Source organism: Lutibacter sp. A80, from assembly GCF_022429645.1.
Taxonomy (GTDB): domain Bacteria; phylum Bacteroidota; class Bacteroidia; order Flavobacteriales; family Flavobacteriaceae; genus Lutibacter.
Genome location: NZ_CP092480.1, coordinates 2695752 through 2720580, shown reverse-complemented (window position 1 = coordinate 2720580; position 24829 = coordinate 2695752). Strand labels below are relative to the sequence as shown.

Below are 24829 nucleotides of genomic sequence, written 5' to 3'. Positions count from 1 at the left end.
ACATAAAATGATTTTTTTTTAATAAGGAAGTGTAAAATAAAAAGTTGTTCCCTTATTTTCTTCGGATTCTAACCAAATTTTACCCTTTAACAAGGTAACTAATCCTTTACAAATACTTAAACCTAAACCATTCCCAACTTTAAAATCACCATCTCCTGCCTGAAAAAAACGATCAAAAATTAATTTAAACTTGCTTTTAGGAATGCCGTTTCCTTCATCTTTTACATAAAATTCTATATATTTTTTATTTTTATAATGTTTTAAATAATATCCTATTTCAATACTTCCTTTATTTGGAGAAAATTTTACGGCATTATTTATTAAATTATTAATAATTTGAGAAAACCTATTTTGATCTGAAACAATAAACTTATTTAACATTGTTTGAGAAGGAAACATTTTAAATACTAACTCTTTTTTAGCAACTAATCTATTTGTTTCTTTATGAATTTCAATAATTTCACTTAATACTAGCTCAAAATTGAATTTTTTAGATTCTATTTTTAATTGATTAGATTCTATTTTTGAAATATCAATAATATCATTAATTATAGACATTAACCGTTCTCCAGATATATTAATTATATCTATAAAATGGTTTCTTTTTTGTATTTCTAAATTTGTATTTTTTAAAAAATTAGAAAAACCCATTATGGCATTCATTGGAGTTCTAATTTCATGGCTCATATTGGCTAAAAATGCAGATTTTAAACGATCACTTTCTTCTGCTTTTTCTTTTTCTAGCAACAGTAAATTAAACGCTTTTTTACGTTCTTTTTTTTGTTGGTATAAAAAATAAATAAATGCTAAAAAGAAAATACTGAAAATTATAAGTACATAAATTACAGCTAATTTATTCTTTGATTCTAGTGCGGCAATCTCTTTATTATTTTCTAATAAAGTAATTGTATTTTCTTTTTCTTCAATCTCGTAAATTACATCTAGTTTTGCTAGTTGTTCATATTTTCTAGATTTTAAAACACTATCGCTATTTTTTTTATAAAGTTTATGATTAAGTAATGCCTTTTTATAATCTCCCTTAGCTTCATATGCACTACTTAAATAATTATAATTTTCGTATTCAAAATATAAATATGGTAAACCCTCCGAAGCCTTTAAACTTCTATTTACATAAATAATTACAGAATCATATTCCTTTAAACTTAATTTAGTATTAGCTATATTTTTAAGTATTAAAGGCTTTAAGCTTTTAAAAGCCATGCTGTCTGTTATTTTAAATGCTTTATTCAAATAATCTAAAGCTTTAGTATGTTCTTTTTTTATTAAATAACAATCTCCAATACTATTATAACAAATTGCAAGAGCCTCAATGTCTTTTACTTTTTTTGAAATCTCTATAGCTTTAAAATAGTAATCTAAACCTTCGTCAATTCTTCCTTGTTCAGAAATTGCATTACCTAAATTTATGTATACAGATATTAAGCCTTCTTTACTATTAATTTTTCTGTAAATATTTTCAGATACTAAGTAATTCTTTTCTGCTTTTTTATAATTCTCATTATCATAGTATAAACTGCCAAAACCATTGTTAACGTCTGCAATTCCAATACTATCATTCAATTTTTTAAAAATATTGAGAGATTTTAAATAATATTCAATTGATTTATCAACGGAATTTAAATAACTAAAACTGTAACCAATATAATTATAACACCGTGCAATGCCTTGTTCGTCATTTACAGATTTATAACTATTTATAGCTTTTGTATAGTAAGTTAAAGCCTCTTTATAAAGCCCCTTGTCGTCTAAAGAATAGCCCAAATTTAATAAACAAAGTGCCTCAAGTTTTTTATTCTTTAATTGTTTTGACAATTGTAAAGCTTTCTTATAATATACAATAGATGAATCTATAGACGAGTAATATATAGCATTACCATAATCAATTAATAGCTGAATTTTAACAGTGTCATTTTTAGCTATAACTAATTTTCTTTTAATACTATCATTATAATCCTGAGCATATAATGTTTTAATTATAAAACACAGGAAAAACAATAAAAAATAAGTTGTTTTATTTTGATTAAATAATTTCATTAAACTCTAATTAATTGCTTTTTTAGAAATAAAAGCACTCGTAATTAGCAATTTAACATTTTTATTGATTTTTAAAACTAATAATTGTCATTATTTTTAATAAAATTAAAAATCCGTATTTTAGCAAATCACTTAAATATACTTCATTTTTTATGTTTTCATATTTTAAATCTAAAGGACAAAACAAACAAGCATATACCATTGCATTTTACAATCTTGAAAATTTATTTGACACCAAAAACAATCCAAATACATTAGATGATGATTTTACTCCAAAAGGCAGAAAAAATTGGAATTACAAAAGATATAAAAGAAAACTTACAAAATTAAGCAATGTACTTCATCAACTTGGAAAAGAAAAATCTTATCATACACCAGCTATTATTGGAGTTGTTGAAGTTGAAAATAAAGTGGTTTTAGACGATTTAGTAAACACAAAAAACCTAAAAAATGAACATTACGGAATTGTGCATTACGATTCACCCGATGAACGAGGTATTGATGTTGCTTTACTCTATAAAAAAGAATTATTTGAATTATTATATTCTGAAACATTTCCACTTTATATAAATTCTGAAAATGGAGAAAGAGATTATACACGAGATGTTTTGTTGGTAAAAGGGAATTTAAATGGCGAATTAATTCACATTCTAGTAAATCATTGGCCATCTAGAAGAAGTGGAGAAGATTTTACTGAAAAAAACAGAATAAAAGCTGCTGAATTAGTTGCTAATATTACCGCTAATATTTCTGAAGAAATAGATGATGCTAAAATTATTATAATGGGCGATTTTAATGATGACCCAACAAGTAAAAGTGTTAAAAAACATTTAGTAAATAATACTTTTTACAACCCAATGGAACGCTTAATTACAACAGGTAAGGGAACATTAAATTATAAAAAAACCTGGCATTTATTTGATCAAATAATTTTTTCTAAAAATTTTATAGCTGTAGAAGAAAACAAGCATTCTTTTAAATATGCAGAAGTTTTTGATCGGTATTTTTTAAAAGAATGGAATGGAAAATATAAAGGAAACCCATTTAGAACTTATATAGGTAAATGGTATCAGGGTGGTTTTAGTGATCACTTTCCAGTTTATGTTTATCTAAAAAAGAATTAGGCATAAAAAAACCCAAGCTTAAAAACTTGGGTTTTTTACAATTTTTAAAACCTACTTACTTAATGTTAATTGACATTGTATAATGTCTGTTAGCTCTTCCTGGATTTTCTAAAACTTTATTATTTAAATTTTCACGAATAAAAGATAATACCTTTTTATCTCTTGAATTTACTTTTAAAACTACTATTTCTCCTTCTGTGCTAAACGTAAAAGTAACATTTACTAGAACTTGATTTTCAATTGTATTATTTGTGTTTTCAACTAATTCTACAATTTGTTTTCTAATTTCATCTTTAGAAACATCTGGTGTAATAATTGTACTTGCAAACAAACTTGTTGTACCAAATACTAATGCAATTGCTAATAATCTAAACTTGTTCATTTTATTTAATTTTAAGGATTATTTCATTTATTTATCTACTCAAATTTATAACAATTTTAGGTTATTTTTTAGCTTTTAAAAAATTTCACAAAAATTTAAAGAATTTTTTTAAAATTACATATTTAATAAGTTTTTACGATTTTTATTAGTTTTATTTTAAAATTACAAGCGTTATTAGTTACTTTTTTACACTATCTTAAATTTGGAGAGAAATCATTTGGAGCATTTTTCGGCGTATTTGGGTTAGAAATCAAAATATTATTAGCTTTTGAATAACAACTCCATTCGCTATTTGTAAATATTTTATTTGGTTCATTTATATTTAAATTTCTAACAGCTTGTCCGTCTAAATATTCCCAATTAGTTCCATTACCATCTTCTCCTATTACACCAAAAATATCAATTCTGTTTCCCGAATTATCGACCAACTCATAAACATCATCTCCATTCCCTGAAATATAGGTAGACACCACATCAGGAACTAAAGAAAACAACTCTTCAAATCCAGTATTTGCAATAATAACAAAATCGCCAACCTTAATTGTAATTCCAGAAAGTACAACTGGAGAGCTAGAAACTGAAGTTGATCCGTTTACATACTTGTTTAATGTCCACCCCGTTAAATCTATTTCGGTTGTACCTGCATTATACAATTCAACAAATCTAGAAGAAACACTATTATTTGGATCCGCAACTTCTGTTATCATTATTTTAGGTATAATAATTGGACACTCTTTATAAGCGTTATTAAAAACTACATCATCTATGCTTCTTATTTCTATATTTGAAGTTAAAACACCTGTAATTGTTCCATTACCTTCAGGAAATTTTTCATTTGCAAAAGAAGCTTCTCCACTTGTAAATACACCTAACTTTAAAGGCTGATTACACGACTCTAATATTCTAACTCCATCACTATCTCCAGTATAAAAAGCAAAAGCTTTTCCTTGTTCATTTGCTGTTAATTGAACATCTTTTACAGTTACTAATGTATTTTTATAAATTGAATTGTTTATGTCAGAAATTTCGATTTCGGTAGGTATAATTGTATGATTTTCTCCACTATTAAAAATAAAACTACCAACCCGTGAAGTCTCAATTTTAGAAATTCCAGACCCGTTTGGGTAACCGATTGTTAAAACGCCATCAACCATATTCATATACAACTTATTTAAGTTTACAAAAACTTTATCACCTCTATTATAATCTTCAAAAATTAAATCCTTATCAACAAGTAATTGAATTCCAGCAGTTGGATTTTCAACAGCATCTTGTAATATAATTCTATTTTTAAAATTCCCAGAAACGTCGCTAGAAATTACATAACCTTCTACAACATAATTAGAATCAATTCCAAATTCAACTGTATTACCAGTATACATTTCTGAAACTTCTAACAATGAAATAGTTGGTGTTAATACACTTGAATAATCACATCTAGTTTCTGTAAATTTCACATCATCTGTATCTCTAATATACAATTGAAAATCTTCGTAATAATTACTAAAAATAGCTACAACACTTCCTTTCCCTTCTGGTAATAATTCGTTTTTAAAATCTGAATAACCACTATTTCTAAGCAATACTTCACCTGTTAAATTACAATTGTTAGAAAAACTCTCTAAAACTCTATTTTCTGTTGTTGAATTTTTAATATTTGCATATGCATTTCCAAGTTCGGTAGTTTTAAACTGAACATTATCTATTTGAACTAGCATTTCTAACATACTCTCATCCAACTTATCAATAGCAACATTTTTAGGAATAATATCTACAACTTCACAAGAACGAATAATATGATTTTTAACTTCCAAATCTGGAATTCTGCCTAATTCTGTATCACTTGCTTTCCCTATTTGAATGCTTCCAAAACTATAACCAACAGCTAAACCTTTTAATTTTACATACACTTTTCTTCCTACATTGTAGGTTGTATACATATCTGTTTGATCAATAGAAATTTTTATAGCTGCAGTTGGATTTTCTGGCTTGTCTTGTATAGAAAGTGATTTGTAAATATTCCCCGATTTATCGCTAGAAACTACATAACCTTCAATAATTACATCGGTTTCTATTTTTGTTGCACCACCAAAAGTATACATGTCTTTTACTTGTGCAATGGTGTTTGTTGCTGTAATTTCGGGCTCGTTACAATCTACTTTTGGAGTTGAAAAACCATCATCTTTTACACAACCTACATATAGACTTATTATGAGGAATAAAAATGCGATAATTTTTAATTTTTTGAATTCGTACATAGCATTATTTTTAAAATCTTACATAAAAATTTAAATAGTATGAAGCTTTATTTCCATACCAATATTTTGGACCAAAAATTGGCTTTTCTAACTGTTTATCTTGTTTTAATTCTGGATAATTCGATTTTCTAGATTGCTCAAAACCACCTGTTTTAAAAACTTCTCCCAACACATTATTTATTCCAATAAAAAAACCTGCATAATATTGGTCTATTTTCCAAGATTTTCCTCCAACAGCATTCAATAAAAAAGCATCTTCAAATTTTTCTTGTTTTAATAAAGCATCAACTTGGTTTTGAGTAACTTCAACACCTGTTTCATCATCTAAAAAAGGAACTCCATCAGCATCTGTATAAAAATTATCGGTTCTTAATAATGGTGAAATATCTAAATAATTATTACGCAATAAATTTCCATTTAATTGAAACCACCAATAATTGGGGTCTCTATATTCAAACCCTAAAGAATAAGCTTCTTGTGGAGTTCCAGAAACTCGGTAATCTTTTAAATATGCAGTCCCAAAATCACTATCCTCATCAATAAAACTTTCAGATTGTAAAAACAATTGTGGATTGTTATTGTATGTAAATTCACCAAATGAACCCACTGCAATTAATTTTACTGCTGGAATAACCTGATATTCGAAGCTAAGCTCTGCTCCTATATTTTTTTTGGAAACGCCTGTAGTTATTTCATTAACAAAATCTGCCTGATCTCCTAACAATCCTTCAGCGAAAAAGAAAGACGTTTCTACAGCATTTGTAAAACTTGTATAAAAAGCTGTTAATCTAGTTTGTATTTTAAGTCCTCTAAAAATATAATTTACATCAGCCGTACTCACATTTTCACTGGTTAAATTGGGTGTAATATTATTGTTTACTCTAGAGTTTGAAAATGCAGTTCTAATTGTTGGTGCATTTGAAATGTACGCAGCATTAACGTTTACTAAATGTCTACCAGTAATTTTATATGTAAATCCGGCTTTTGCGCTTATGTCTGTAAAAGTTAATTTTTCACTTTTACCAAAAGAATTATTTGAATAAGTTCCATTTTTATACAAACCATTACGCTGATAATTGGTGTTTTTAACATTTAAAGCTCCAAAATAGTCCAACTTATTTTTAGAAAATTGTAGTTGCCCAAAAACACTTGTAACAGATGCGTTTATAATATAATTATATTGAAATTTGTCGCCAACAGTTACAAGCCTATTCAAGTTATTTAAATCGTTTTGTCTTGCATCTCCTTCAGCATATTGATCTAAATCTACAAAACCGTTTCCTCCTAATAAATCTAACATATTTCCATAATTATTAGAGCTCAAATTTTTATATGAAACACCTCCATGTAAATTTAAATTACCATTAATGTTTTTTGCTAATACAGAACTTAACGTTAGTTGCTTATCATCTACTCTATCTTCATATAAATAATACAGAGAACTGCCGTTATCAATATTTTTCTGATACATTTCCTGCCAATTTAATTGTCCATTTTTTAAAAAATCTTGCTCCGTTAGATAAGCATTTGTGTAGTCTAAATTATCTTCAAATCGTAAAAAACTACTCGGTAAATATTTCCAATAAGTAGGATCTGGATTTGGGGCATTAAAATAACCCAATCTACTATTTCCAATATGTCCAAATTGGTAAGCTAAAGTAGTTTTTAAAGTAGTTCGCTCTTTTTCGTAAAAGTGACTCAGCATTACAATTGGTTCAAAAATTTCTTTAATTCTTGAGTTCCTATTATCACCTTCTTGTTCTCCCCAGTACGCATTGTATTGCATCCCCTTTAAATTATAGACTTCCTGAGTATTTGGTGAAGACTTACCTCTTCTGTTAAATGAAGTAATAGCAGTAATATTTAAACTATGATTGTTGTTTAGTTTTTTTTCAGCCGCTATAAAAGCAGCCCAAGCATTGTATGATGAACCTTCAAAATAACCTTCTTGAGCGTATCTTCTAGATGCAGAAACAGCAAATGCCCAATTATTTTTATTAAATCCTGTTGCATACATTGCCATAATACGCCCTGTATAACTTTTATTTGCCGAAGCAAATGATATTTTGCCACCTGGCCTATATTCCGATGCACGAGTATTAAAGTTTGTTGTTCCTAAAATACCACCAAAATTATTTTCTGATGCTTGTATTCCATTTGAAAATTCTTGATTCCTAAACACATCATTTAAACCTCCCCAATTACTCCATTGTGGCCTTCCATCGTACATTTTATTCATTTCAACACCATTAATTAAAATGGAACCATAACTAGAATCGTACCCACGCACTTTAAACCAAGCCTGACTAAAATTAAAAGAAGCAGCTCTTAAAAAAGCATCTTTTGAAGACTGAAACAAGCCAGCAGTATAATCTGAACTACGCTCTCCATCATCTAGTAAATCATCATCAGTTAAAATTATTAGACTGTTATCAACTTCGTCTAACAATGTTTTAGACAAATAAATAGTTCCCAAATCTAAAGGTGTATTATCGTCAATAATAATTGGGATTTTTTGTGATTGATACCCATTAAAATCCAAATAAAGAATATAAGAATCTTTAAGTATTTTTTCAATAACAAAACCACCTTGTATATCTGTTTTAGCAAAAAATACATTGTCACCTAAAATTACAGAAACACCTTTTAATGGTTTTTTTGAGGTACTTTCAATAATTTTCCCTCTAACGGAAGTGGTAATTTGCGCTCTTAAATCATAGCAAAAAAAGAAGCACAAAAAACCTAAGATTATTAGCTTTTTCATTTGCAATTTTCTTACAAATAACAAAAAAATATTGAAAATTAAAAATATTACCCTTTAAAACTTAAAAATTAATATATTGATTAGTAGATTTTTATATATTTACTAAATGTGTTTTTGTAACTTAGGATACATAATTTTGGTGAAAAATATTGAGTATTATTTTACTTGTTTTTTAATAAAAAGAAGGTTGAATTAAATCTCTATTTAAAAGTAATTATAAATACAAAAAAAAGTTTAACTTATAAATCATTTATTCAATTCTCTTCATTTTTTAAAGACTTAACATTTTGGCTTAAAAATTGTTAGTAAATTAGCAACCTTAAACTTTTAAGTAAAAACTCTAAAACTAACAGATGAAACATATATTAAAATTATTTTTACTTCTATTTTTAATTTCAAATGCACTTTTTGCACAAGAAAATTACCAAATTAGAACAGTTGCTTTTTACAATTTAGAAAACTTGTTTGATACCGTAAACGATACCTTAAAAAATGATGAAGCTAGTCCAATTATGGGAATGAAAGAAGGGCGCGAAGAAGTGTATCAAAAAAAATTAGCAAATATGTCTAAAGTTCTTTCAGAAATTGGGACTAAAGAAGCTAAAAGCTCGGCAGCAATAATTGGTGTTGCTGAGGTTGAAAATAAAAAAGTACTGGAAGATTTACTCAAAACCGACAATTTAAAAAATGAACAATATGATTTTATTCATTACGATTCTCCAGATTTAAGAGGTATTGATGTTGCTTTATTATACAAACCAAGTTTATTTAGACCAACACACCATGAAGTTTTTGAATTAAAACTTTGGGATGAAAATGGAATGCGCATTTACACCAGAGATCAATTATTAGTTTCTGGTTATTTAGATGATGAATTGATTCATATTATTGTAAATCATTGGCCATCTAGACGAGGTGGTGAAGAAAAAAGTAGTTCTAAAAGAGAAAAAGCAGCTTATTTAAATACGCAAATTATTGAAAAAATAAAATTAACGGATCCAAACCCTAAAGTTATAATTATGGGCGATTTAAATGACGATCCGCATAACGCAAGTTTAAAAAAAGTACTAAAAACTAAGTCTAAAAAAGCCGATGTTAAAGAAGGCGATATTTACAACCCAATGGAAGATATGTTTAGACGTGGACAAAACACATTGGTTTATAGAGATAAGATTAATTTATTCGATCAAATTATGTTTACTTCTCCGCTTTTAACTACTAAAAAAGATTATTCTACATATAAAATGTATAAAGCAAACGTATTTAACCCTCAATATTTAACCACTCAAACTGGAAAATATAAAGGATATCCACATAGAAGTTTTGCAGGTAGTAACTTTATTAATGGCTATAGCGATCACTATCCGGTTTATATCTATTTAATTAAAGAGAAAAAATAATTTTTATTTTTTATGAGTAAAATTGATATTAGAACGGTTGATGTTGTTCAATATATACATCCTTTGCGAGAAGGAGGTTCGCTTCCGGCTATTGTTAAAGCAGATGATGGATTTTTGTATGTATTAAAGTTTAGAGGAGCTGGACAAGGAAAAAAAGCGCTAATTGCTGAATTTATTGGCGGAGAACTTGCCCGTCTAATGGGTTTAAAAGTTCCTGAATTAGTTTTTATGAATTTAAATGATTCTTTTAGTAAAACAGAACCTGATGAAGAAATTCAAGATTTGCTTAAATTTAGTGTAGGTTTAAATCTTGGGCTACATTTTTTATCAGGTGCAATAACATTTGATCCTTTGGTTTCAAAAGTAGATGCTTTAACTGCTTCAAAAGTAGTGTTATTAGATAGTATTATTAGTAATATTGACCGTACAACAAAAAACACAAATTTGTTAAATTGGAATAACGAACTTTGGGTTATAGACAATGGAGCTAGTTTTTACTTTCATCATAATTGGGAGAATTGGGAAAACCATTTAACAAGAACTTTTCCTCTTATAAAAGACCACGTGCTTCTTCAAAAAGCGACTTTGTTAAAAGAAGCTGCAAAAGAAATTCAACAACTAATTAACCAATATAAAATTGCTGAAATTGTTTCTAAAATCCCAGAAGATTGGTTATTAAGTGAGTCCGATTCCTTAAGTCCAAAAGAAATGAGAGCTGCGTATATTGAATTTATAAATGCGAAATTTTCTATGATAGATTTACTAGTTAAAGAAGCTGCTGATGCAAGATAAATATACATTTGAATATGCGATAATTAGAATTGTTCCAAAAGTGGAGCGAGAAGAATTCTTTAATGTTGGTGTGATTTTATTTTCTAAACGCAAAAAATTTCTAGGTATTAAATACCAAATTAATGAAGCTAAATTGAAATCATTTTCTCCAGATTTAGAATTAAATGTTTTTAATGAATATTTAAAAGGCTGGGAATTAATTTGTGAAGGAGAACCTTCAGGTGGAAAAATAGGGAAATTAGAATTATCCGATAGATTTAGGTGGCTAGCAGCTTGTAGAAGTACTATTATTCAGAGCTCTAAAACGCATCCAGGGTTAACAAGTAATCCTGAAAAAGAACTTCAAGATATTTTTGAAAAGTATGTTTTATAAGTATTGCTCAAAAAGCAATTCGTTTAAATTTAGAGTTTCAAAAAATTAAATATTAAATTTGCTTAGCAAAACTTAAAAACGAAATAATGACACAAAAAATAATAATGAGTATACTTCTTTCAATAACTTTTGCAAGTGCTTCTGCACAAAAAGTTATGACACCAAAAATGCTTTTAGAATTAAATAAAGTTTCTGCAAAAGGGATTTCAAAAGATGGAAAAAGTGTAATTTATAGCACTTCAAAATATAATGTTGCTGAAGATAAAAAAGTAACTACTGTATATCAAATTCCTATTGAAGGAGGCACTCCTGTTGAAATTGCATCCTACAAAGATTTAATACCAAACAAAAATATTTCACCTAATGGAGTTTATGAAATTTTTACTGAAGATGTAAAACTTAAAAATATAACTGGTAAAGATTTTTATCCTGAAATTAAAAACTCAAATGTACAGATTTACGACGAATTAAATTATCGCCATTGGGATACTTGGGAAGATGGCGCTTATAGTCACGTTTTTTACAAAACTACAGCAAACGGTGATGATGCTATTGATATTATGCCTAACGAACCTTTTGATTGTCCACAAAAACCTTTTGGTGGCTCAGAAGATTATTTGTGGAGTCTAGACAGCCAAAACATACTTTATGTAACAAAAAAATTGAGTGGTACAGCGTATGCTACCAGTACAAATACAAATATTTATAGTTATAATTTAGCTTCAAAAACAACTAGTAATTTAACCGAAGAAAATAAAGGATACGATACAAACCCTGCTTTTTCATCTAAAAATCAATTAGCTTGGTTACAAATGAAAAGAGATGGTTACGAAGCTGATAAAAATGATATTATTGTTTTAATTGATGGAGAAAAAGTAAATCTTACAGAAGATTGGGATGAAACCATTCATAGTTTTGTTTGGGATGAAAGAGGTGATAAAATTTACTTTATAGCTCCTAATTTTGGAACCGTTCAACTTTTTGAAATTAAAATTCCTACTTCTTCAAAAAAAATATCGCAACCAAAACAACTTACAAACGGACAGTTTGATGTAAGTAGTATTGTAGGCCAATCTAAAAACTTATTAGTGGTTAATCGTAGAGATATGAACCATGCAAATGAGTTGTATACCTACAATTTAAAAAATGGAAACTTAACAAAGCTTACCCACGCAAATGATGCAACTTACAATGCAATAGCTTTAAGTAAGGTAGAAAAAAGAATGGTAAAAACTTCTGATGGGAAAGACATGTTAACCTGGGTAATTTATCCTCCAAATTTCGATCCTTCAAAAAAATATCCAACAATTTTATATTGTAAAGGTGGTCCACAAGGTCCGCTTAGTCAATCATATTCTTTTAGATGGAATTATCAATTAATGGCTGCAAATGGTTATATAATTGTTGCACCAAGTAGAAGAGGAATGCCAGGTTTTGGAGTAGAATGGAACGAGCAAATTAGTAAAGATTATGGCGGACAAAATATGAAAGATTATTTAGCTGCAATTGACGATATTTCTAAAGAAAGTTATGTAGATACCGATAGATTAGGTTGTATTGGAGCTAGTTATGGAGGTTTTTCAGCATTTTATTTAGCTGGACATCACCAAGGAAGGTTTAAAAGTTTTATAGCTCATGACGGTATGTTTAATTTACGAAGTATGTACGGAACAACCGAAGAATTGTTTTTTGTAAACTGGGATTTAGGTGGACCTTATTGGGATAAAAATAATGCTGCTGCTCAAAAAACTTTTAATGAATTTAATCCTGCTAATTATGTAGATAAATGGGATACTCCTATTTTAATCATTCAAGGAGCTAAAGACTATAGAGTTCCAGTAGGTCAAGGTTTAGAAGCGTTTCAAGCGGCTCAATTAAGAGGTATAAAAAGTAAGTTACTGTACTTTCCAGAAGAAAATCATTGGGTTTTAAATGGGCAAAACAGTTTTATTTGGCATACCGAATTTTATAAATGGCTAGAAGAAACATTGTAATTTATAGTGAATTAAATATAACATAATAGGCTGTATAAAAAAATTAGAATCGTCATTCTGAATGTATTTCAGAATCTAATTGTTGTTATTTTTTATATAAGCTTTTTATGAATCTTGTCATTCCTGTGAAAACAGAAACTCATACAGTGTAAAAATGGATTCCTGCCTACGCAGGAATGACAGACGTATTTAAAATTCATCATTCTAAATTTATTTCAGAATCTCATCACAGTAGTAAACAATAATGATGAGAACCTAAATTAAGTTCAGGCTGACGGGTTTTCTACATAAAACCCTAAATTTATTCCTCTTGAAGATCTTTTAACATTAATTGTAACGATGTATTTCCGTTCCAATGATTTTCGTCTACATTAAATACAGCTTTAAACGGATTTCCATTGGTGGTTAATTCGTACTTATCTCCCATACTAAATCCAATAGCATTAAATGTTTGTTGATGAACACCATCTAAAATACATAATTTTAAATGCGATTGATCTGCGCCTACTTTTTTACCATAACCATTATCTCGCAAACCACCAGCCATAAAAACTGGTTTTAAATTTTGCGGTCCAAAAGGTGCTAATTGATTAATAATTCTAAAGAATTTTGGGGTTATTTCTGAAAGTGATATTTCTGTATCAATTAAAATTTCAGGAGTTCGCAGTTCTTCTGGCAAGGTGTTTTTTACAACTTCTTCAAACTTTGCCTTAAATTTGGGGTAATTTTCAATTGTTAAAGTTAAACCTGCCGCATACTTATGTCCACCAAATTGCTCTATAAACTCTGCACATTGTTCCAAAGCTTCGTACACATCAAACCCTTTAACCGAACGTGCGGACGCTGCTAATTTATCGCCGCTTTTTGTAAAAACCAACGTTGGTCTATAATACGTTTCTATCAGTCTAGAAGCAACAATTCCAATAACCCCTTTGTGCCAATGTTCTGCATATACAACCGTTGAAAAGTTTTCAGTTTCATTGTTTTCTTCAATTTGTTGCAATGCTTCAATAGTAATTGCTTTATCTAAATCTTTTCTTTCTGTATTATTTTTTTCAATTTCTGAAGCAAATTTAACAGCAGTGTCAAAATCTATTTCTGTTAATAATTCTACAGCATAATTTCCATGCTTAATTCTTCCAGCAGCATTAATTCTGGGTGCAATAATAAAAACAACATCTGTAATTGTGAGTTCTTTTTTATCTATTTGATGAATCATTGCTTTAATTCCGGTTCTTGGATTTGTGTTTATAACTTGCAATCCAAAATAAGCCAACACCCTGTTTTCGCCCGTTATTGGAACAATATCTGCAGCAATTGCAGTAGCAACTAAATCTAAATATTGAATTAAATCATCTATGGTTTCACCTCTTTTACTTCCTATTGCCTGAATTAATTTAAACCCAACACCACAACCACATAATTCTTTATACGGATATTCACAATCCGAACGTTTTGGGTCTAAAACAGCAATTGCATCTGGAATTTCGTTTCCTGGTCTATGGTGATCACAAATAATAAAATCGATTCCTTTTTCTTTAGCATAAGCAACTTTATCTATTGCTTTTATACCACAATCTAAAGCAATTATTAATGAAAAACCATTGTCTTCAGCAAAATCAATTCCTTGGTAAGAAACACCATAACCTTCTGCATACCTATCTGGAATATACGTTGCAATATTTGGATACAACGTTTTTAAATAGGAAGCCATTAATGATACAGAAGTTGTACCATCTACATCATAATCTCCATACACTAAAATATTTTCATTATTAGCAAATGCCAGCTCAATCCTTTCAACAGCTTTATCCATATCTTTCATTAAGAATGGATTGTGTAAATTATTTAAAGTAGGTCTAAAAAAAGCTTTTGCTTCATTAAAAGTATGAATTCCACGTTGTACTAATAATTTAGCAATGGTATAATCAACTCCTAATTCTTTTGAAAGATTTGAAGTAATTAATGAATCTGTTTCTGGTTTTATTTTCCATCGCATAGCTATAATTTTGTTCAAAAATAAGTAAAATTATTTTACACTTTATTGATTGAATTTTGTTGAATCGTTGAAATACTAGTTAGCTAATGCTCGTTTGTAATGAGTACTCATAACTCAATATATATATCACTCGTTTAAAACGAGTGGCATCTACCTTACAATTTATACGTTAGGTTGCTATATAAACAAAACCTAACAGGTTTTAGAAACCTGTTAGGTTTATGTATTCTTAAAAATTATCCCTACCCTAGGTAAAAATCTATTTTTTATTGTTCTATATAAACTATTTCGTGAGAAATATCAGAAAACTGACGAAACATTTCAAAAACACCGCAATAACGCTCTACCGAAAGATTTACGGATTTTTCAATTTTATCTTTTTTAAAATCACTTCCATAAAATTTATAAGTAACTTTTACTTTTTTATACGTTTTTGGATGCTCATCTGTTAAATCGGCTTCAACCCCAATTTTAAAATCCTCAACTTCAGCACGCATTTTTTTTAGTAATGATGCAACATCCATTGCTGTACAACCTGCTAACGCAGTTAACATCATTGCTTTTGGTCGCAACCCTTTACCTTGTCCACCAACTTCTTCGGCAGCATCAATCATTACAGATCCTTCTGGTGCAACCGATTCAAAAAGCATTTGTCCTTTCCAACTAACTTCAATTTTATTTGTCATAACTATAAATTTATAAACACAAATTTAAAAGATTTTTAGTATTGAAGCGTAACATTCTTAACAAAAAGACAACTAATAATTTAGAACAAATAATTAGACTTTATTTTATCAATAATTAGTATATTGGGTTACATATTTAAAATTGTATTTTATGAAAGAATTTTTTGAAGGAATGTCAACTCTAGAACAAACCTATTGGATGGTTGCTTTAATAGGTTCTACAATTTTTTTGATAATTTTTATTTTGACCTTTATTGGCGGAGGAGATTCCGATATGGAAGCAGATGCAGATGATTTTGTAGCTGATGATGGCGGTGTGGGATTTCAATTTTTTACATTTAAAGGTCTAGTTGGTTTTTTTACCATTTTTGGTTGGACAGGTATTGTTTGTATTAATGAAGGTTTATCTACAATTCCAACTTTAATAATTTCATCTTTTGCCGGTTTATTAATGATGGTTTTAACCTCCTTATTATTCTTTTGGATGCATAATTTAGCAGAATCTGGAACTTTAAAAATAAAAAATGCAGTTGGCGTAATTTGCGAAGTATATTTACCAATTGGTGCAAACCGCTCTAAAATGGGAAAAGTTCAAATTAAAGTACAAGGAAGCTTGCGCGAATTAGAAGCCATTACCGATAATGAAGAAGAATTAAAAACAGGCACAATGGTTAAAGTAATTGAGATTGTAAGTGCCGAAATATTATTAGTACAAAAATTAACACAAAAAAATTAAACCATGAATCTATTATTTTTACCCTTACAATCGGCAGCAACTGGTGTTTACTTGGTTGGAGCTGTAATTTTTATTTTAGTCGTCTTCTTTTTCTCTATGATTAGAAGGTACAAACGTTGTCCTTCTGATAGAATTTTAGTTGTGTATGGAAAAACTGGAGGCGGACAATCGGCTAAATGTGTTCACGGTGGTGCTGCATTTATTTGGCCAATAATTCAAGATTACGAGTTTTTAGATTTAACGCCAATGTCTATTGAAGTAAATTTAACAAATGCATTAAGTAAACAAAATATTCGTGTAAACGTACCTTCAAGATTTACAATTGGTATTTCAACCGAACCAAGTGTTATGCAAAATGCCGCCGAACGTTTATTAGGTTTAAGTTTAGATGCCGTACAAGATTTAGCTCAAGAAATTATTTTTGGTCAGTTACGTTTAGTGGTTGCCTCAATGGATATTGAAGAAATTAACTCGGATAGAGATCAATTTTTATCACACATTACACACAGTGTAGAAGCCGAATTAAAAAAAGTTGGTTTAAAGTTAATCAACGTAAACATTACAGATATCCACGATGAATCTGGATATATTGAAGCATTAGGTAAAGAAGCTGCTGCAAAAGCAATAAACGAAGCTAAAGTTTCTGTTGCCCAAAAAGTTAGAGATGGATCTATTGGTGAAGCTAATGCATTACAAGATCAACGTATTCAAGTTGCCGCTGCAGATGCAAACGCTGTACACGGTGAAAATACTGCAAAAGTTCAAGTTGCTAATTCAAATGCAGACAGAAGATCGCGTGAAGCTGAAGCTGAAAGAATTGCAAACGCTGCCGAAAAAGTACAAGCTGCAAAAGCATTAGAAGAAGCCTATGCTGCCGAAAAAATTGCTGAAGAAGCCAGAGCAAAACGCAAAGAAGCTGAACAAGGTGCAGATATTATTGTTCCTGCTAAAATTGATAAGCAAAAAATAGAAATAGATGCTGAAGCTGAAGCTGAACAAATAAGACGTATAGCAAAAGGTCAGGCAGATGCAATTTTTATGAAAAAAGAAGCCGAAGCAAAAGGATTGTACGAAATACTTACAAAACAAGCACAAGGTTTAGATCAAATTGTAAAAGCTGCCGGTAATAACTCTAAAGATGCCGTACTTTTATTAGTTGCTGATAAATTACCTGAATTGGTTAAAACACAAGCCGAAGCTATTAAAAATATTAAAATCGATAAAGTTACTGTTTGGGAAAATGGTGGCGGAAAAGATGGTAAATCTTCAACTTCTAATTTTATATCTGGCATGTATAAAGCAGTACCTCCATTACAAGAAATGTTTGATATGGCTGGTATGCAACTACCCGAATATTTAAAAGGTAAAGATATTGAAGAAACTAAATCAACTGAAGAAAACACCCCAAAGCCTACTACAGATAAAGAAGAATAATTAATTCTAAAATAGAACTGTAAAAGCTGTTTAGATGATTTAAAGTTCTAAACAGCTTTTTTTTAATTAAATTTATGAGTTTTGGTGCAATTACTATTTTAATTTGCATTCTAATTTTTAATTAAAACTCAACATAAATTATTATCGCTTTTAACATTAAATTCGTTATTTTACAATTAAATTTTTTTAATACAAGGTAGATGCATTTTAAACTTTCTAAATTTATATTAGTACTTATTATCTCTTCTTGTTTTTGCATTAAAAATTGGTCTCAAACCTATAAATCATCTGATACACCTCCAGTAGTTACTGCAACTGGAGATCAATCTTATTGTCCACTTTCTAAAATAAATATTGTTACAGATTTTAATATTGCAGGAGGGAGTGATCAAATAGAAGCTATATATATACAAATTTCAAAAGGGTATGATAAAGATTATGATATATTAAAATTACTAAATGCTAGTTTACACCCAGCTATTAAAGCACAAGAATTTAATATTTTGGAAGGCAAATTAGTTTTAGAATGGACTGGCTCAGGTACTGACTATGCAGATTTAATTGCTGCAGTAAAAGATGTTGTTTTTGAAAATAACGATCAACAAATATCTGGTGAAAGAACATTTTCAATAACTATTGACGAAAAAAATTATTTACCATCTACAAGTCATTATTATGAATTTGTTCCAGATATTGGTATTACTTGGTCGGCTGCAAAAGACAAAGCAAAAAGTTTAATATATAATGGACTACAAGGTTATTTAGCAACAATAACTTCAGTTGAAGAAGCACAATTAATAGGAGAACAAGCAAAAGGTGCTGGCTGGATTGGTGGTAGCGATGCAGAAACCGAAGGAGTTTGGAAATGGGTTACAGGACCTGAATCTGGTAAAACTTTTTGGATTGGATCAGGAAATGGAACAACTGCTGGAACTGATATTCCATTTGCTTTTTGGAATTCAAATAACAACGAACCTAATCAAGCTGGTAACGAGGACTATGCTCATATTACAGCTCCCAATATTGGTCAAAAAGGAAGCTGGAACGATTTAAGTAATGCCGGTGCTTCTTCTGGAGATTACCAGCCAAAAGGATATATTGTAGAATATGGTTACCCAGGTGATCCTAAACCAACAACATCGACAAGCTCAAAAATTACAATTTCTAAAATTGTTTCTTTTTATGATGCTGAACGTTGCGGAGCTGGAGAGGTTATTTTATCAGCAAATTCTAGTGATGGCGGCGTACTTTGGTTTGATTCTGAAACAAGTTCAATCCCTCTAAGTTCAAATAATACTTATACACCCACTATAACTGAAACTACTACATTTTATATTACACCTAAAAGCTGTACTTCTGGTGAAAGAACAGCAATTACTTCCACTGTACACCCACTTCCAGATATTAAAAAAAACATCACTATAAAAAATTGTGACGAAGATGGAAATCCAGATGGTTATACCGATTTTAATTTAAGTAATGCTATTGAACAAATTAATAATTCTACTAATAATTACACCATCTCTTTCCATTATTCCGAAGAAGATGCTAATACGGGTAATGACGCCTTTAACCCAGATTCATTTAACAACAAAAACGCTACTAATAATACTATTTATGCTCGTGTTGAAAATACCTTGGGTTGTTTTAACGTTTCTACTATTACGTTGGCAGTTTCAACAACCTCTTTACCTTCAGGTTTTATGGAAACGTTAATAGCATGCGATAACTATGAAGAAAATGATGGTTATTTTGCATTCAATTTAACAGAAGCAACCACAAAAATTCTCGACAAATTACCAAATCAAAATTTAAGTGTACATTATTTTAAAAATGAAGAAGACGCCCTTTTAAAAAAGAACGAAATTACACCTCAAACAAATTACATAAATACAAAAGTAGATTCTGAAACACTTTTTGTACGAATCGAAAATTCTGAAAACGGTGACTGTTATGGTATAGGTGAATATTTGACTTTAAATGTAAACCCTTTACCAGAATTTGAAGTAAATACTAATGAAGTAATCTGTTTAGATAATCCTTCTGCAATCATTTTAGAACCTTTTAATAACTTAGATACCTATAGTTATGTTTGGACTAATAATAACAACGAAAGTTCAATTTCTGGAAACACTCTTGAAGTTTTAACAAGTGGTATTTACACCGTAATTGCAACTTCTAATTCAGGTTGCGAATCATTACCTAAAACTAGTATTGTTGAAGAATCTAAAGGAGCTGATATAAGTTTAGATGATTTAATTATTGTTGATGATTCAGACAATAATTCAATTACAATAAACGATGTCAATAACAATTTAGGTGAATACGATTATGAATATTCTTTAAATAATGAATTTGGTCCATTTCAAAATGAGCCTTTTTTTTATAATATACCTGCAGGAATTCATACATTATACGTTAGAGATACCAATAATTGTAAAACCGTATCATTGGAAGTTTCAATTATAGGTTATCCTAAATTTTTTACACCTAATAACGATGGAGAAAATGACACTTGGAATATTATTGGAATAAATAGTGGTTTTTATCCAACTTCTACACTCAATATTTTTGATAGATATGGAAAATTAGTAGCTAAAATAAATCCAATTATTGAAAGCTGGAATGGTTTGTATAATGGAAAAGAATTACCATCAACAGATTATTGGTTTACAGTTGAGTTAAAAGATAATACAGGAAAAATTAGACGTAAACAAGGTCATTTTAGTTTGATTAGAAAGTAGCTTAATAAGACTGTCTCTACTGCAAAAGCAGGAATCTTTTATAGAGTAACAATATTTTATTTCACCTAAATTCATTCACCTAAACCTTATCGTAAATTTAACAAAATCAAAATCTTAAATCAATATTGAATTAATTTTAACTAATTTTGCAGCAATGGTAAAAGAAATTCAAATTAGAGTACCAATTAAGGAAACCACTCAAGAAGGTATTCTAATAAAAAAGGCTGCGCAACAACTAAAAATCGATAGCAAAACTATTAATTCTGTTAAAGTATTGCGTAAAAGTATAGATGCCAGAAAAGCAGCAATTATTTTTAATTATAAATTAGCCATTTATATTAACGAGCCACAACCTGAAACATCAGATTATATTTTTAATTATAAAGATGTTTCGGCTGCAAAAGAAATTCATATAATTGGTTTTGGACCAGCTGGAATGTATGCTGCTTTACGTTGTATAGAATTGGGTTTTAAACCAATTGTTTTAGAACGTGGAAAGAATGTACGAGATAGAAGGCGTGATTTACGCGCAATTAATCAGTTTCATTTGGTAGATAAAGATTCTAATTATTGTTTTGGAGAAGGCGGTGCAGGAACGTATTCTGATGGAAAATTATATACCAGAAGTTTAAAACGCGGCGATGTTAGACGAATTTTTGAAAACCTAGTTTATCATGGTGCAACAGATCAAATTTTAGTAGATGCACATCCGCATATTGGAACCAATAAACTACCAAAAGTTGTAAAAAATATTAGAGAAACGGTGTTAAAATATGGTGGAGAAATTCATTTTGAAAGTCGTGTAGTAGATTTCACCATAAAAAACAATACCTTAAAAACCATTCAACTTAAAAACGGGAAAGAATTAAATGTTAATGCTGTAATTTTAGCAACAGGTCATTCTGCCAGAGATATCTATTATTTGCTTCAAAGAAAAAACGTTGCAATAAAATCTAAGTCTTTTGCAATGGGAGTTCGTGTTGAACATCCTCAAGAAATTATTGACTCCATTCAATACCACTGTAAAGGCAAAAGAGATGAATTATTACCTGCAGCTTCTTATAGTTTAGTGCATCAGGTAAACAACAGAGGTGTGTATTCGTTTTGCATGTGTCCGGGCGGATTTATTGTACCAGCAGCAACTGCAAATGGCGAAGTTGTAGTAAACGGTATGTCTCCTTCAAAAAGAAATAATTTATTTGCAAATTCTGGTATTGTGGTTGAAATTAATGCTGAAAAAGATTTACATAAATACGAACAATTTGGAGAGCTAAAAGGATTAGAATTTCAAAAAGATTTAGAAAAATTAGCGTGGGTTGCAGGTGGAAAATCTCAAACTGCCCCAGCACAACGTTTAACAGATTTTGTTGAAGGAAAATTATCGAATACATTAAATCCAACTTCATACCAACCAGGATTAAAATCAGCTTCATTACATTCTATTTTACCAAAACAAATTGGAGGCAGATTACGTAAAGGATTTGCTGAATTTGGAAGAAAAATGCACGGATATTATACCCACGAAGCTAATGTAATTGGAGTAGAATCTAGAACCTCATCACCTGTAAATATTCCAAGAAAAGATACATTAGAACATCCAGAGTTACAAGGGTTATTTCCTTGTGGTGAAGGTGGTGGTTACGCTGGAGGAATAGTTTCTGCAGCTATGGATGGCGAACGTTGTGCCGAAGCTGCTATTTCAAGTTTTAAACAGTAAACTCCATTTTAAAATAATTATTAACATCAATAACTTGCATCCCTGCTGTTTTAGCCGCTTGCATTCCTAAAATTCCATCTTCAAAAACAATACAATCTTTTGGATTTACTTTCATAAGTGAAGCACATTTTAAAAAAGTTTCTGGATCTGGTTTAGGCTTCTCAATATCATTTGAAGTTATTACAATATCAAAAAAATGACTCATATTTATAACTTCCAACGTTTTTTTTGCACCATTTCTAGTACTTCCAGTTCCAATAGACATTGGTAAAACATTGTGATATTTTCTAATAACATCAGCTACAACAGTAATTTCTTTTGTTTCATGTACCATTTTTTTAAAAGTTGCCCCTTTTATTGAACCAACTTCAACAGGGTCCATTTTTACATTAAACAATTCATTTAACTTTAAAATAGTTGCGTCTCTAGGTGTACCTGTTAAAGATTTAAACAATGTTGCATTAAAATCTATGCCGTAAGGAGAAACAGCTTCACGCCAAGATAAGAAATGATTTTGCATGGTGTTTGCAACAGTTCCATCTAAATCAAATATAAGGCCTTTAATATTTTCTGGTATTTTAATCATTCCATTTTTATTGAATTTCAAAAGTAATTATATATTATGCTTTTAAAAAATGAATTACAGTTTCTTTACGAAATCCTTTTATTGATTTAAATTCATTAATTTATTCCTTTTTAATGAAAAAATTTTAATAAATTTACCTTCTAATAATTAAATGTATATATTACATTTAATAAAATAACCTAACATAAATGAAAAAATTAATAACACTTCTAACTTTTTCAGTTTGCCTTCTAATTGGATGTCAAACTAAAACACCTTCAAAAGAAATAGCAACAACAACACCTCCTAACATAATTATTATTTATACCGATGATTTGGGTTATGGCGATGTTAGTGCAAATGGTGCAACAGAGTTACAAACACCTAATATTGATAAATTAGCAAACGGAGGAGTACGTTTTACTAACGGATATGCAACCTCATCAACCTGTACACCTAGTAGATATGCACTATTAACAGGTGTGTATCCTTGGAGAAATAAAGATGCTAAAATATTACCTGGAACTGCACCTTTAATTGTTGATACTACACAAATGACCATTCCAAAAATGTTAAAAACCAAAGGATATTATACTGGTATTATAGGAAAATGGCATTTAGGTTTAGGTACAGGAAATGTAAATTGGAATGAAACTGTAAAACCTGGACCAAATGAAGTTGGTTTTGATTATTCTAATATTTTAGCCGCTACACAAGACCGCGTTCCAACTGTTTATATTGAAAATGGAAATGTTGTAGGATTAGATCCAAACGACCCAATAGAAGTAAGCTATAACACCAACTTTGATGGAGAACCAACAGGTTTAGAAAACCCAGAATTAACAACAATGAAATGGCACCACGGACACAATAATAGTATTGTAAATGGAATTCCTAGAATTGGGTTTATGAAAGGTGGAGAAAAAGCAAAATGGAGTGATGTAGATATGGCAGATTACTTTTTAAAAGGTGCGCAAGAATATGTAAAAAAACATAAAAACAAACCTTTCTTTTTACTTTATACAATGCAACAACCTCACGTACCAAGAACTCCACACCCACGTTTTGTAGGAAAATCTGGATTAGGACCAAGAGGTGATGTTATTTTAGAAGCAGACTGGTGTATTGGTGAATTTATAAAAACATTGGAAGAAGAAAACTTATTAGAAAACACTTTAATTGTTTTTTCAAGTGATAATGGCCCAGTATTAAACGATGGATATTTTGATGATGCTGTTGAAAAAAATGGAAAACATAAACCTGCTGGAGATTTAAAAGGAGGAAAATATAGCTTATTTGAAGCTGGTACAAAAGTGCCATTTTTCACCTATTGGAAAGGGAAAATTCAACCAACAGTATCGGACGCTTTAATTTCTCAAGTAGATTTACTTTCTTCTTTATCTAATTTAGTAGATAGCGATATTAAAGTAGACGACAGTCAAGATTTATTAGATGTGTTTTTAGGAACTTCACAAAATGGAAGAGAAGAATTAATTTTAGAAGCAACATCAAAAACTGCTTTTAGACAAGGAGATTGGGTAATGATTCCTCCATACAAAGGACCTAAAGTAAATAAGTTAGTTAATATTGAATTAGGAAATTCTTTAGAATACCAATTATTTAATTTAAAAGAAGATGTTAGCCAACAAAACAATTTAGCTAAAGAAAACCCAGAAAAATTAAAAGAAATGCTTACTGCTTTCGAAAAAATTAGAGGTAAAGGTTATTCTAATGTTACACAGTTAGAATTAAAATAGTCCTTTTTAATCAATTATAAGTAAAGCCTACATTTAAAATGTGGGCTTT

At 29.5% G+C, this 24829-nt stretch carries 17 protein-coding genes; 10 read left to right on the top strand and 7 right to left on the bottom strand.

The features are described from left to right. Positions 1-18: 18 nt before the first annotated feature. Positions 19-2055: a tetratricopeptide repeat-containing sensor histidine kinase gene (locus MHL31_RS11200; RefSeq protein WP_240226042.1), complete on the bottom strand. Its 2037-nt coding sequence runs from the start codon at positions 2053-2055 to the stop codon at positions 19-21. 152 nt (positions 2056-2207) lie between these two features. Between MHL31_RS11200 and MHL31_RS11195 the strand changes: the two genes are divergently transcribed. Continuing rightward, positions 2208-3179: an endonuclease gene (locus tag MHL31_RS11195; protein WP_240226041.1), complete on the top strand. Its 972-nt coding sequence runs from the start codon at positions 2208-2210 to the stop codon at positions 3177-3179. 55 nt (positions 3180-3234) lie between these two features. On the opposite strand, the gene MHL31_RS11190 is transcribed toward MHL31_RS11195, so the two are convergent. The 3 genes from MHL31_RS11190 to MHL31_RS11180 all read right to left on the bottom strand — a co-directional run bounded on the left by MHL31_RS11190 (position 3235) and on the right by MHL31_RS11180 (position 8583). Further along, positions 3235-3561: a hypothetical protein gene (locus MHL31_RS11190; RefSeq protein ID WP_240226040.1), complete on the bottom strand. Its 327-nt coding sequence runs from the start codon at positions 3559-3561 to the stop codon at positions 3235-3237. 191 nt (positions 3562-3752) lie between these two features. Beyond that, complete coding sequence (locus tag MHL31_RS11185) at positions 3753-5819, bottom strand: DUF5689 domain-containing protein (protein ID WP_240226039.1); 2067 nt, start codon at positions 5817-5819, stop codon at positions 3753-3755. A 10-nt stretch (positions 5820-5829) separates the two neighbouring features. Then, positions 5830-8583 carry a TonB-dependent receptor gene (locus MHL31_RS11180; protein WP_240226038.1) on the bottom strand — a complete coding sequence of 918 codons (2754 nt, stop codon included), beginning with the start codon at positions 8581-8583 and terminating at the stop codon, positions 5830-5832. A 353-nt stretch (positions 8584-8936) separates the two neighbouring features. Between MHL31_RS11180 and MHL31_RS11175 the strand changes: the two genes are divergently transcribed. From MHL31_RS11175 to MHL31_RS11160, 4 genes are all read left to right on the top strand, one after another. Continuing rightward, positions 8937-9983, top strand: coding sequence for an endonuclease/exonuclease/phosphatase family protein (locus tag MHL31_RS11175; RefSeq protein ID WP_240226037.1), 1047 nt, complete (start codon positions 8937-8939; stop codon positions 9981-9983). A gap of 12 nt (positions 9984-9995) precedes the next feature. Continuing rightward, positions 9996-10775: a HipA family kinase gene (locus MHL31_RS11170; RefSeq protein ID WP_240226036.1), complete on the top strand. Its 780-nt coding sequence runs from the start codon at positions 9996-9998 to the stop codon at positions 10773-10775. Continuing rightward, complete coding sequence (locus MHL31_RS11165) at positions 10765-11148, top strand: DUF3037 domain-containing protein (RefSeq protein WP_240226035.1); 384 nt, start codon at positions 10765-10767, stop codon at positions 11146-11148. The genes MHL31_RS11170 and MHL31_RS11165 overlap by 11 nt, the downstream gene beginning before the upstream one ends. A gap of 86 nt (positions 11149-11234) precedes the next feature. Further along, on the top strand, positions 11235-13142 hold the full coding sequence (locus tag MHL31_RS11160) for a S9 family peptidase (protein WP_240226034.1): 1908 nt from the start codon (positions 11235-11237) through the stop codon (positions 13140-13142). A 301-nt stretch (positions 13143-13443) separates the two neighbouring features. Here the strand turns inward: MHL31_RS11160 and recJ are convergent, their stop codons facing one another. After that, positions 13444-15141, bottom strand: coding sequence for a single-stranded-DNA-specific exonuclease RecJ (gene recJ / locus MHL31_RS11155; RefSeq protein ID WP_240228890.1), 1698 nt, complete (start codon positions 15139-15141; stop codon positions 13444-13446). Between the two features lie 266 nt (positions 15142-15407). Beyond that, positions 15408-15827, bottom strand: a complete 420-nt coding sequence (locus MHL31_RS11150) for an OsmC family protein (protein ID WP_240226033.1) — start codon at positions 15825-15827, stop codon at positions 15408-15410. Positions 15828-15978: 151 nt separating this feature from the next. Between MHL31_RS11150 and MHL31_RS11145 the strand changes: the two genes are divergently transcribed. The 4 genes from MHL31_RS11145 (at position 15979) to MHL31_RS11130 (ending at position 22458) form a co-directional block, all read left to right on the top strand. Further along, the gene (locus MHL31_RS11145; RefSeq protein ID WP_240226032.1) at positions 15979-16563 is read left to right on the top strand and encodes a hypothetical protein; all 585 of its coding nucleotides are present in this window, start codon (positions 15979-15981) and stop codon (positions 16561-16563) included. 3 nt (positions 16564-16566) lie between these two features. Then, positions 16567-17997: a flotillin family protein gene (locus MHL31_RS11140; protein ID WP_240226031.1), complete on the top strand. Its 1431-nt coding sequence runs from the start codon at positions 16567-16569 to the stop codon at positions 17995-17997. 200 nt (positions 17998-18197) lie between these two features. Further along, positions 18198-20741, top strand: coding sequence for a T9SS type B sorting domain-containing protein (locus MHL31_RS11135; protein ID WP_240226030.1), 2544 nt, complete (start codon positions 18198-18200; stop codon positions 20739-20741). Between the two features lie 154 nt (positions 20742-20895). Continuing rightward, complete coding sequence (locus MHL31_RS11130) at positions 20896-22458, top strand: NAD(P)/FAD-dependent oxidoreductase (RefSeq protein ID WP_240226029.1); 1563 nt, start codon at positions 20896-20898, stop codon at positions 22456-22458. On the opposite strand, the gene MHL31_RS11125 is transcribed toward MHL31_RS11130, so the two are convergent. Then, complete coding sequence (locus MHL31_RS11125) at positions 22448-23044, bottom strand: HAD family phosphatase (RefSeq protein WP_240226028.1); 597 nt, start codon at positions 23042-23044, stop codon at positions 22448-22450. The genes MHL31_RS11130 and MHL31_RS11125 overlap by 11 nt on opposite strands. Positions 23045-23232: 188 nt before the next feature. On the opposite strand from MHL31_RS11125, the gene MHL31_RS11120 reads away from it, so the two are divergent. Then, a complete protein-coding gene (locus MHL31_RS11120; RefSeq protein ID WP_240226027.1) occupies positions 23233-24780 on the top strand; it encodes an arylsulfatase in 1548 nt (515 codons plus the stop codon). Positions 24781-24829: the final 49 nt, after the last annotated feature.

What these genes read in the sequence shown, in the direction of transcription:
- MHL31_RS11200 (WP_240226042.1), bottom strand. Translation starts at nt 2,055, where the DNA reads ATGAAATTATTTAATCAAAATAAAACAACTTATTTTTTATTGTTTTTC.
- MHL31_RS11195 (WP_240226041.1), top strand. Translation starts at nt 2,208, where the DNA reads ATGTTTTCATATTTTAAATCTAAAGGACAAAACAAACAAGCATATACC.
- MHL31_RS11190 (WP_240226040.1), bottom strand. Translation starts at nt 3,561, where the DNA reads ATGAACAAGTTTAGATTATTAGCAATTGCATTAGTATTTGGTACAACA.
- MHL31_RS11185 (WP_240226039.1), bottom strand. Translation starts at nt 5,819, where the DNA reads ATGTACGAATTCAAAAAATTAAAAATTATCGCATTTTTATTCCTCATA.
- MHL31_RS11180 (WP_240226038.1), bottom strand. Translation starts at nt 8,583, where the DNA reads ATGAAAAAGCTAATAATCTTAGGTTTTTTGTGCTTCTTTTTTTGCTAT.
- MHL31_RS11175 (WP_240226037.1), top strand. Translation starts at nt 8,937, where the DNA reads ATGAAACATATATTAAAATTATTTTTACTTCTATTTTTAATTTCAAAT.
- MHL31_RS11170 (WP_240226036.1), top strand. Translation starts at nt 9,996, where the DNA reads ATGAGTAAAATTGATATTAGAACGGTTGATGTTGTTCAATATATACAT.
- MHL31_RS11165 (WP_240226035.1), top strand. Translation starts at nt 10,765, where the DNA reads ATGCAAGATAAATATACATTTGAATATGCGATAATTAGAATTGTTCCA.
- MHL31_RS11160 (WP_240226034.1), top strand. Translation starts at nt 11,235, where the DNA reads ATGACACAAAAAATAATAATGAGTATACTTCTTTCAATAACTTTTGCA.
- recJ (WP_240228890.1), bottom strand. Translation starts at nt 15,141, where the DNA reads ATGCGATGGAAAATAAAACCAGAAACAGATTCATTAATTACTTCAAAT.
- MHL31_RS11150 (WP_240226033.1), bottom strand. Translation starts at nt 15,827, where the DNA reads ATGACAAATAAAATTGAAGTTAGTTGGAAAGGACAAATGCTTTTTGAA.
- MHL31_RS11145 (WP_240226032.1), top strand. Translation starts at nt 15,979, where the DNA reads ATGAAAGAATTTTTTGAAGGAATGTCAACTCTAGAACAAACCTATTGG.
- MHL31_RS11140 (WP_240226031.1), top strand. Translation starts at nt 16,567, where the DNA reads ATGAATCTATTATTTTTACCCTTACAATCGGCAGCAACTGGTGTTTAC.
- MHL31_RS11135 (WP_240226030.1), top strand. Translation starts at nt 18,198, where the DNA reads ATGCATTTTAAACTTTCTAAATTTATATTAGTACTTATTATCTCTTCT.
- MHL31_RS11130 (WP_240226029.1), top strand. Translation starts at nt 20,896, where the DNA reads ATGGTAAAAGAAATTCAAATTAGAGTACCAATTAAGGAAACCACTCAA.
- MHL31_RS11125 (WP_240226028.1), bottom strand. Translation starts at nt 23,044, where the DNA reads ATGATTAAAATACCAGAAAATATTAAAGGCCTTATATTTGATTTAGAT.
- MHL31_RS11120 (WP_240226027.1), top strand. Translation starts at nt 23,233, where the DNA reads ATGAAAAAATTAATAACACTTCTAACTTTTTCAGTTTGCCTTCTAATT.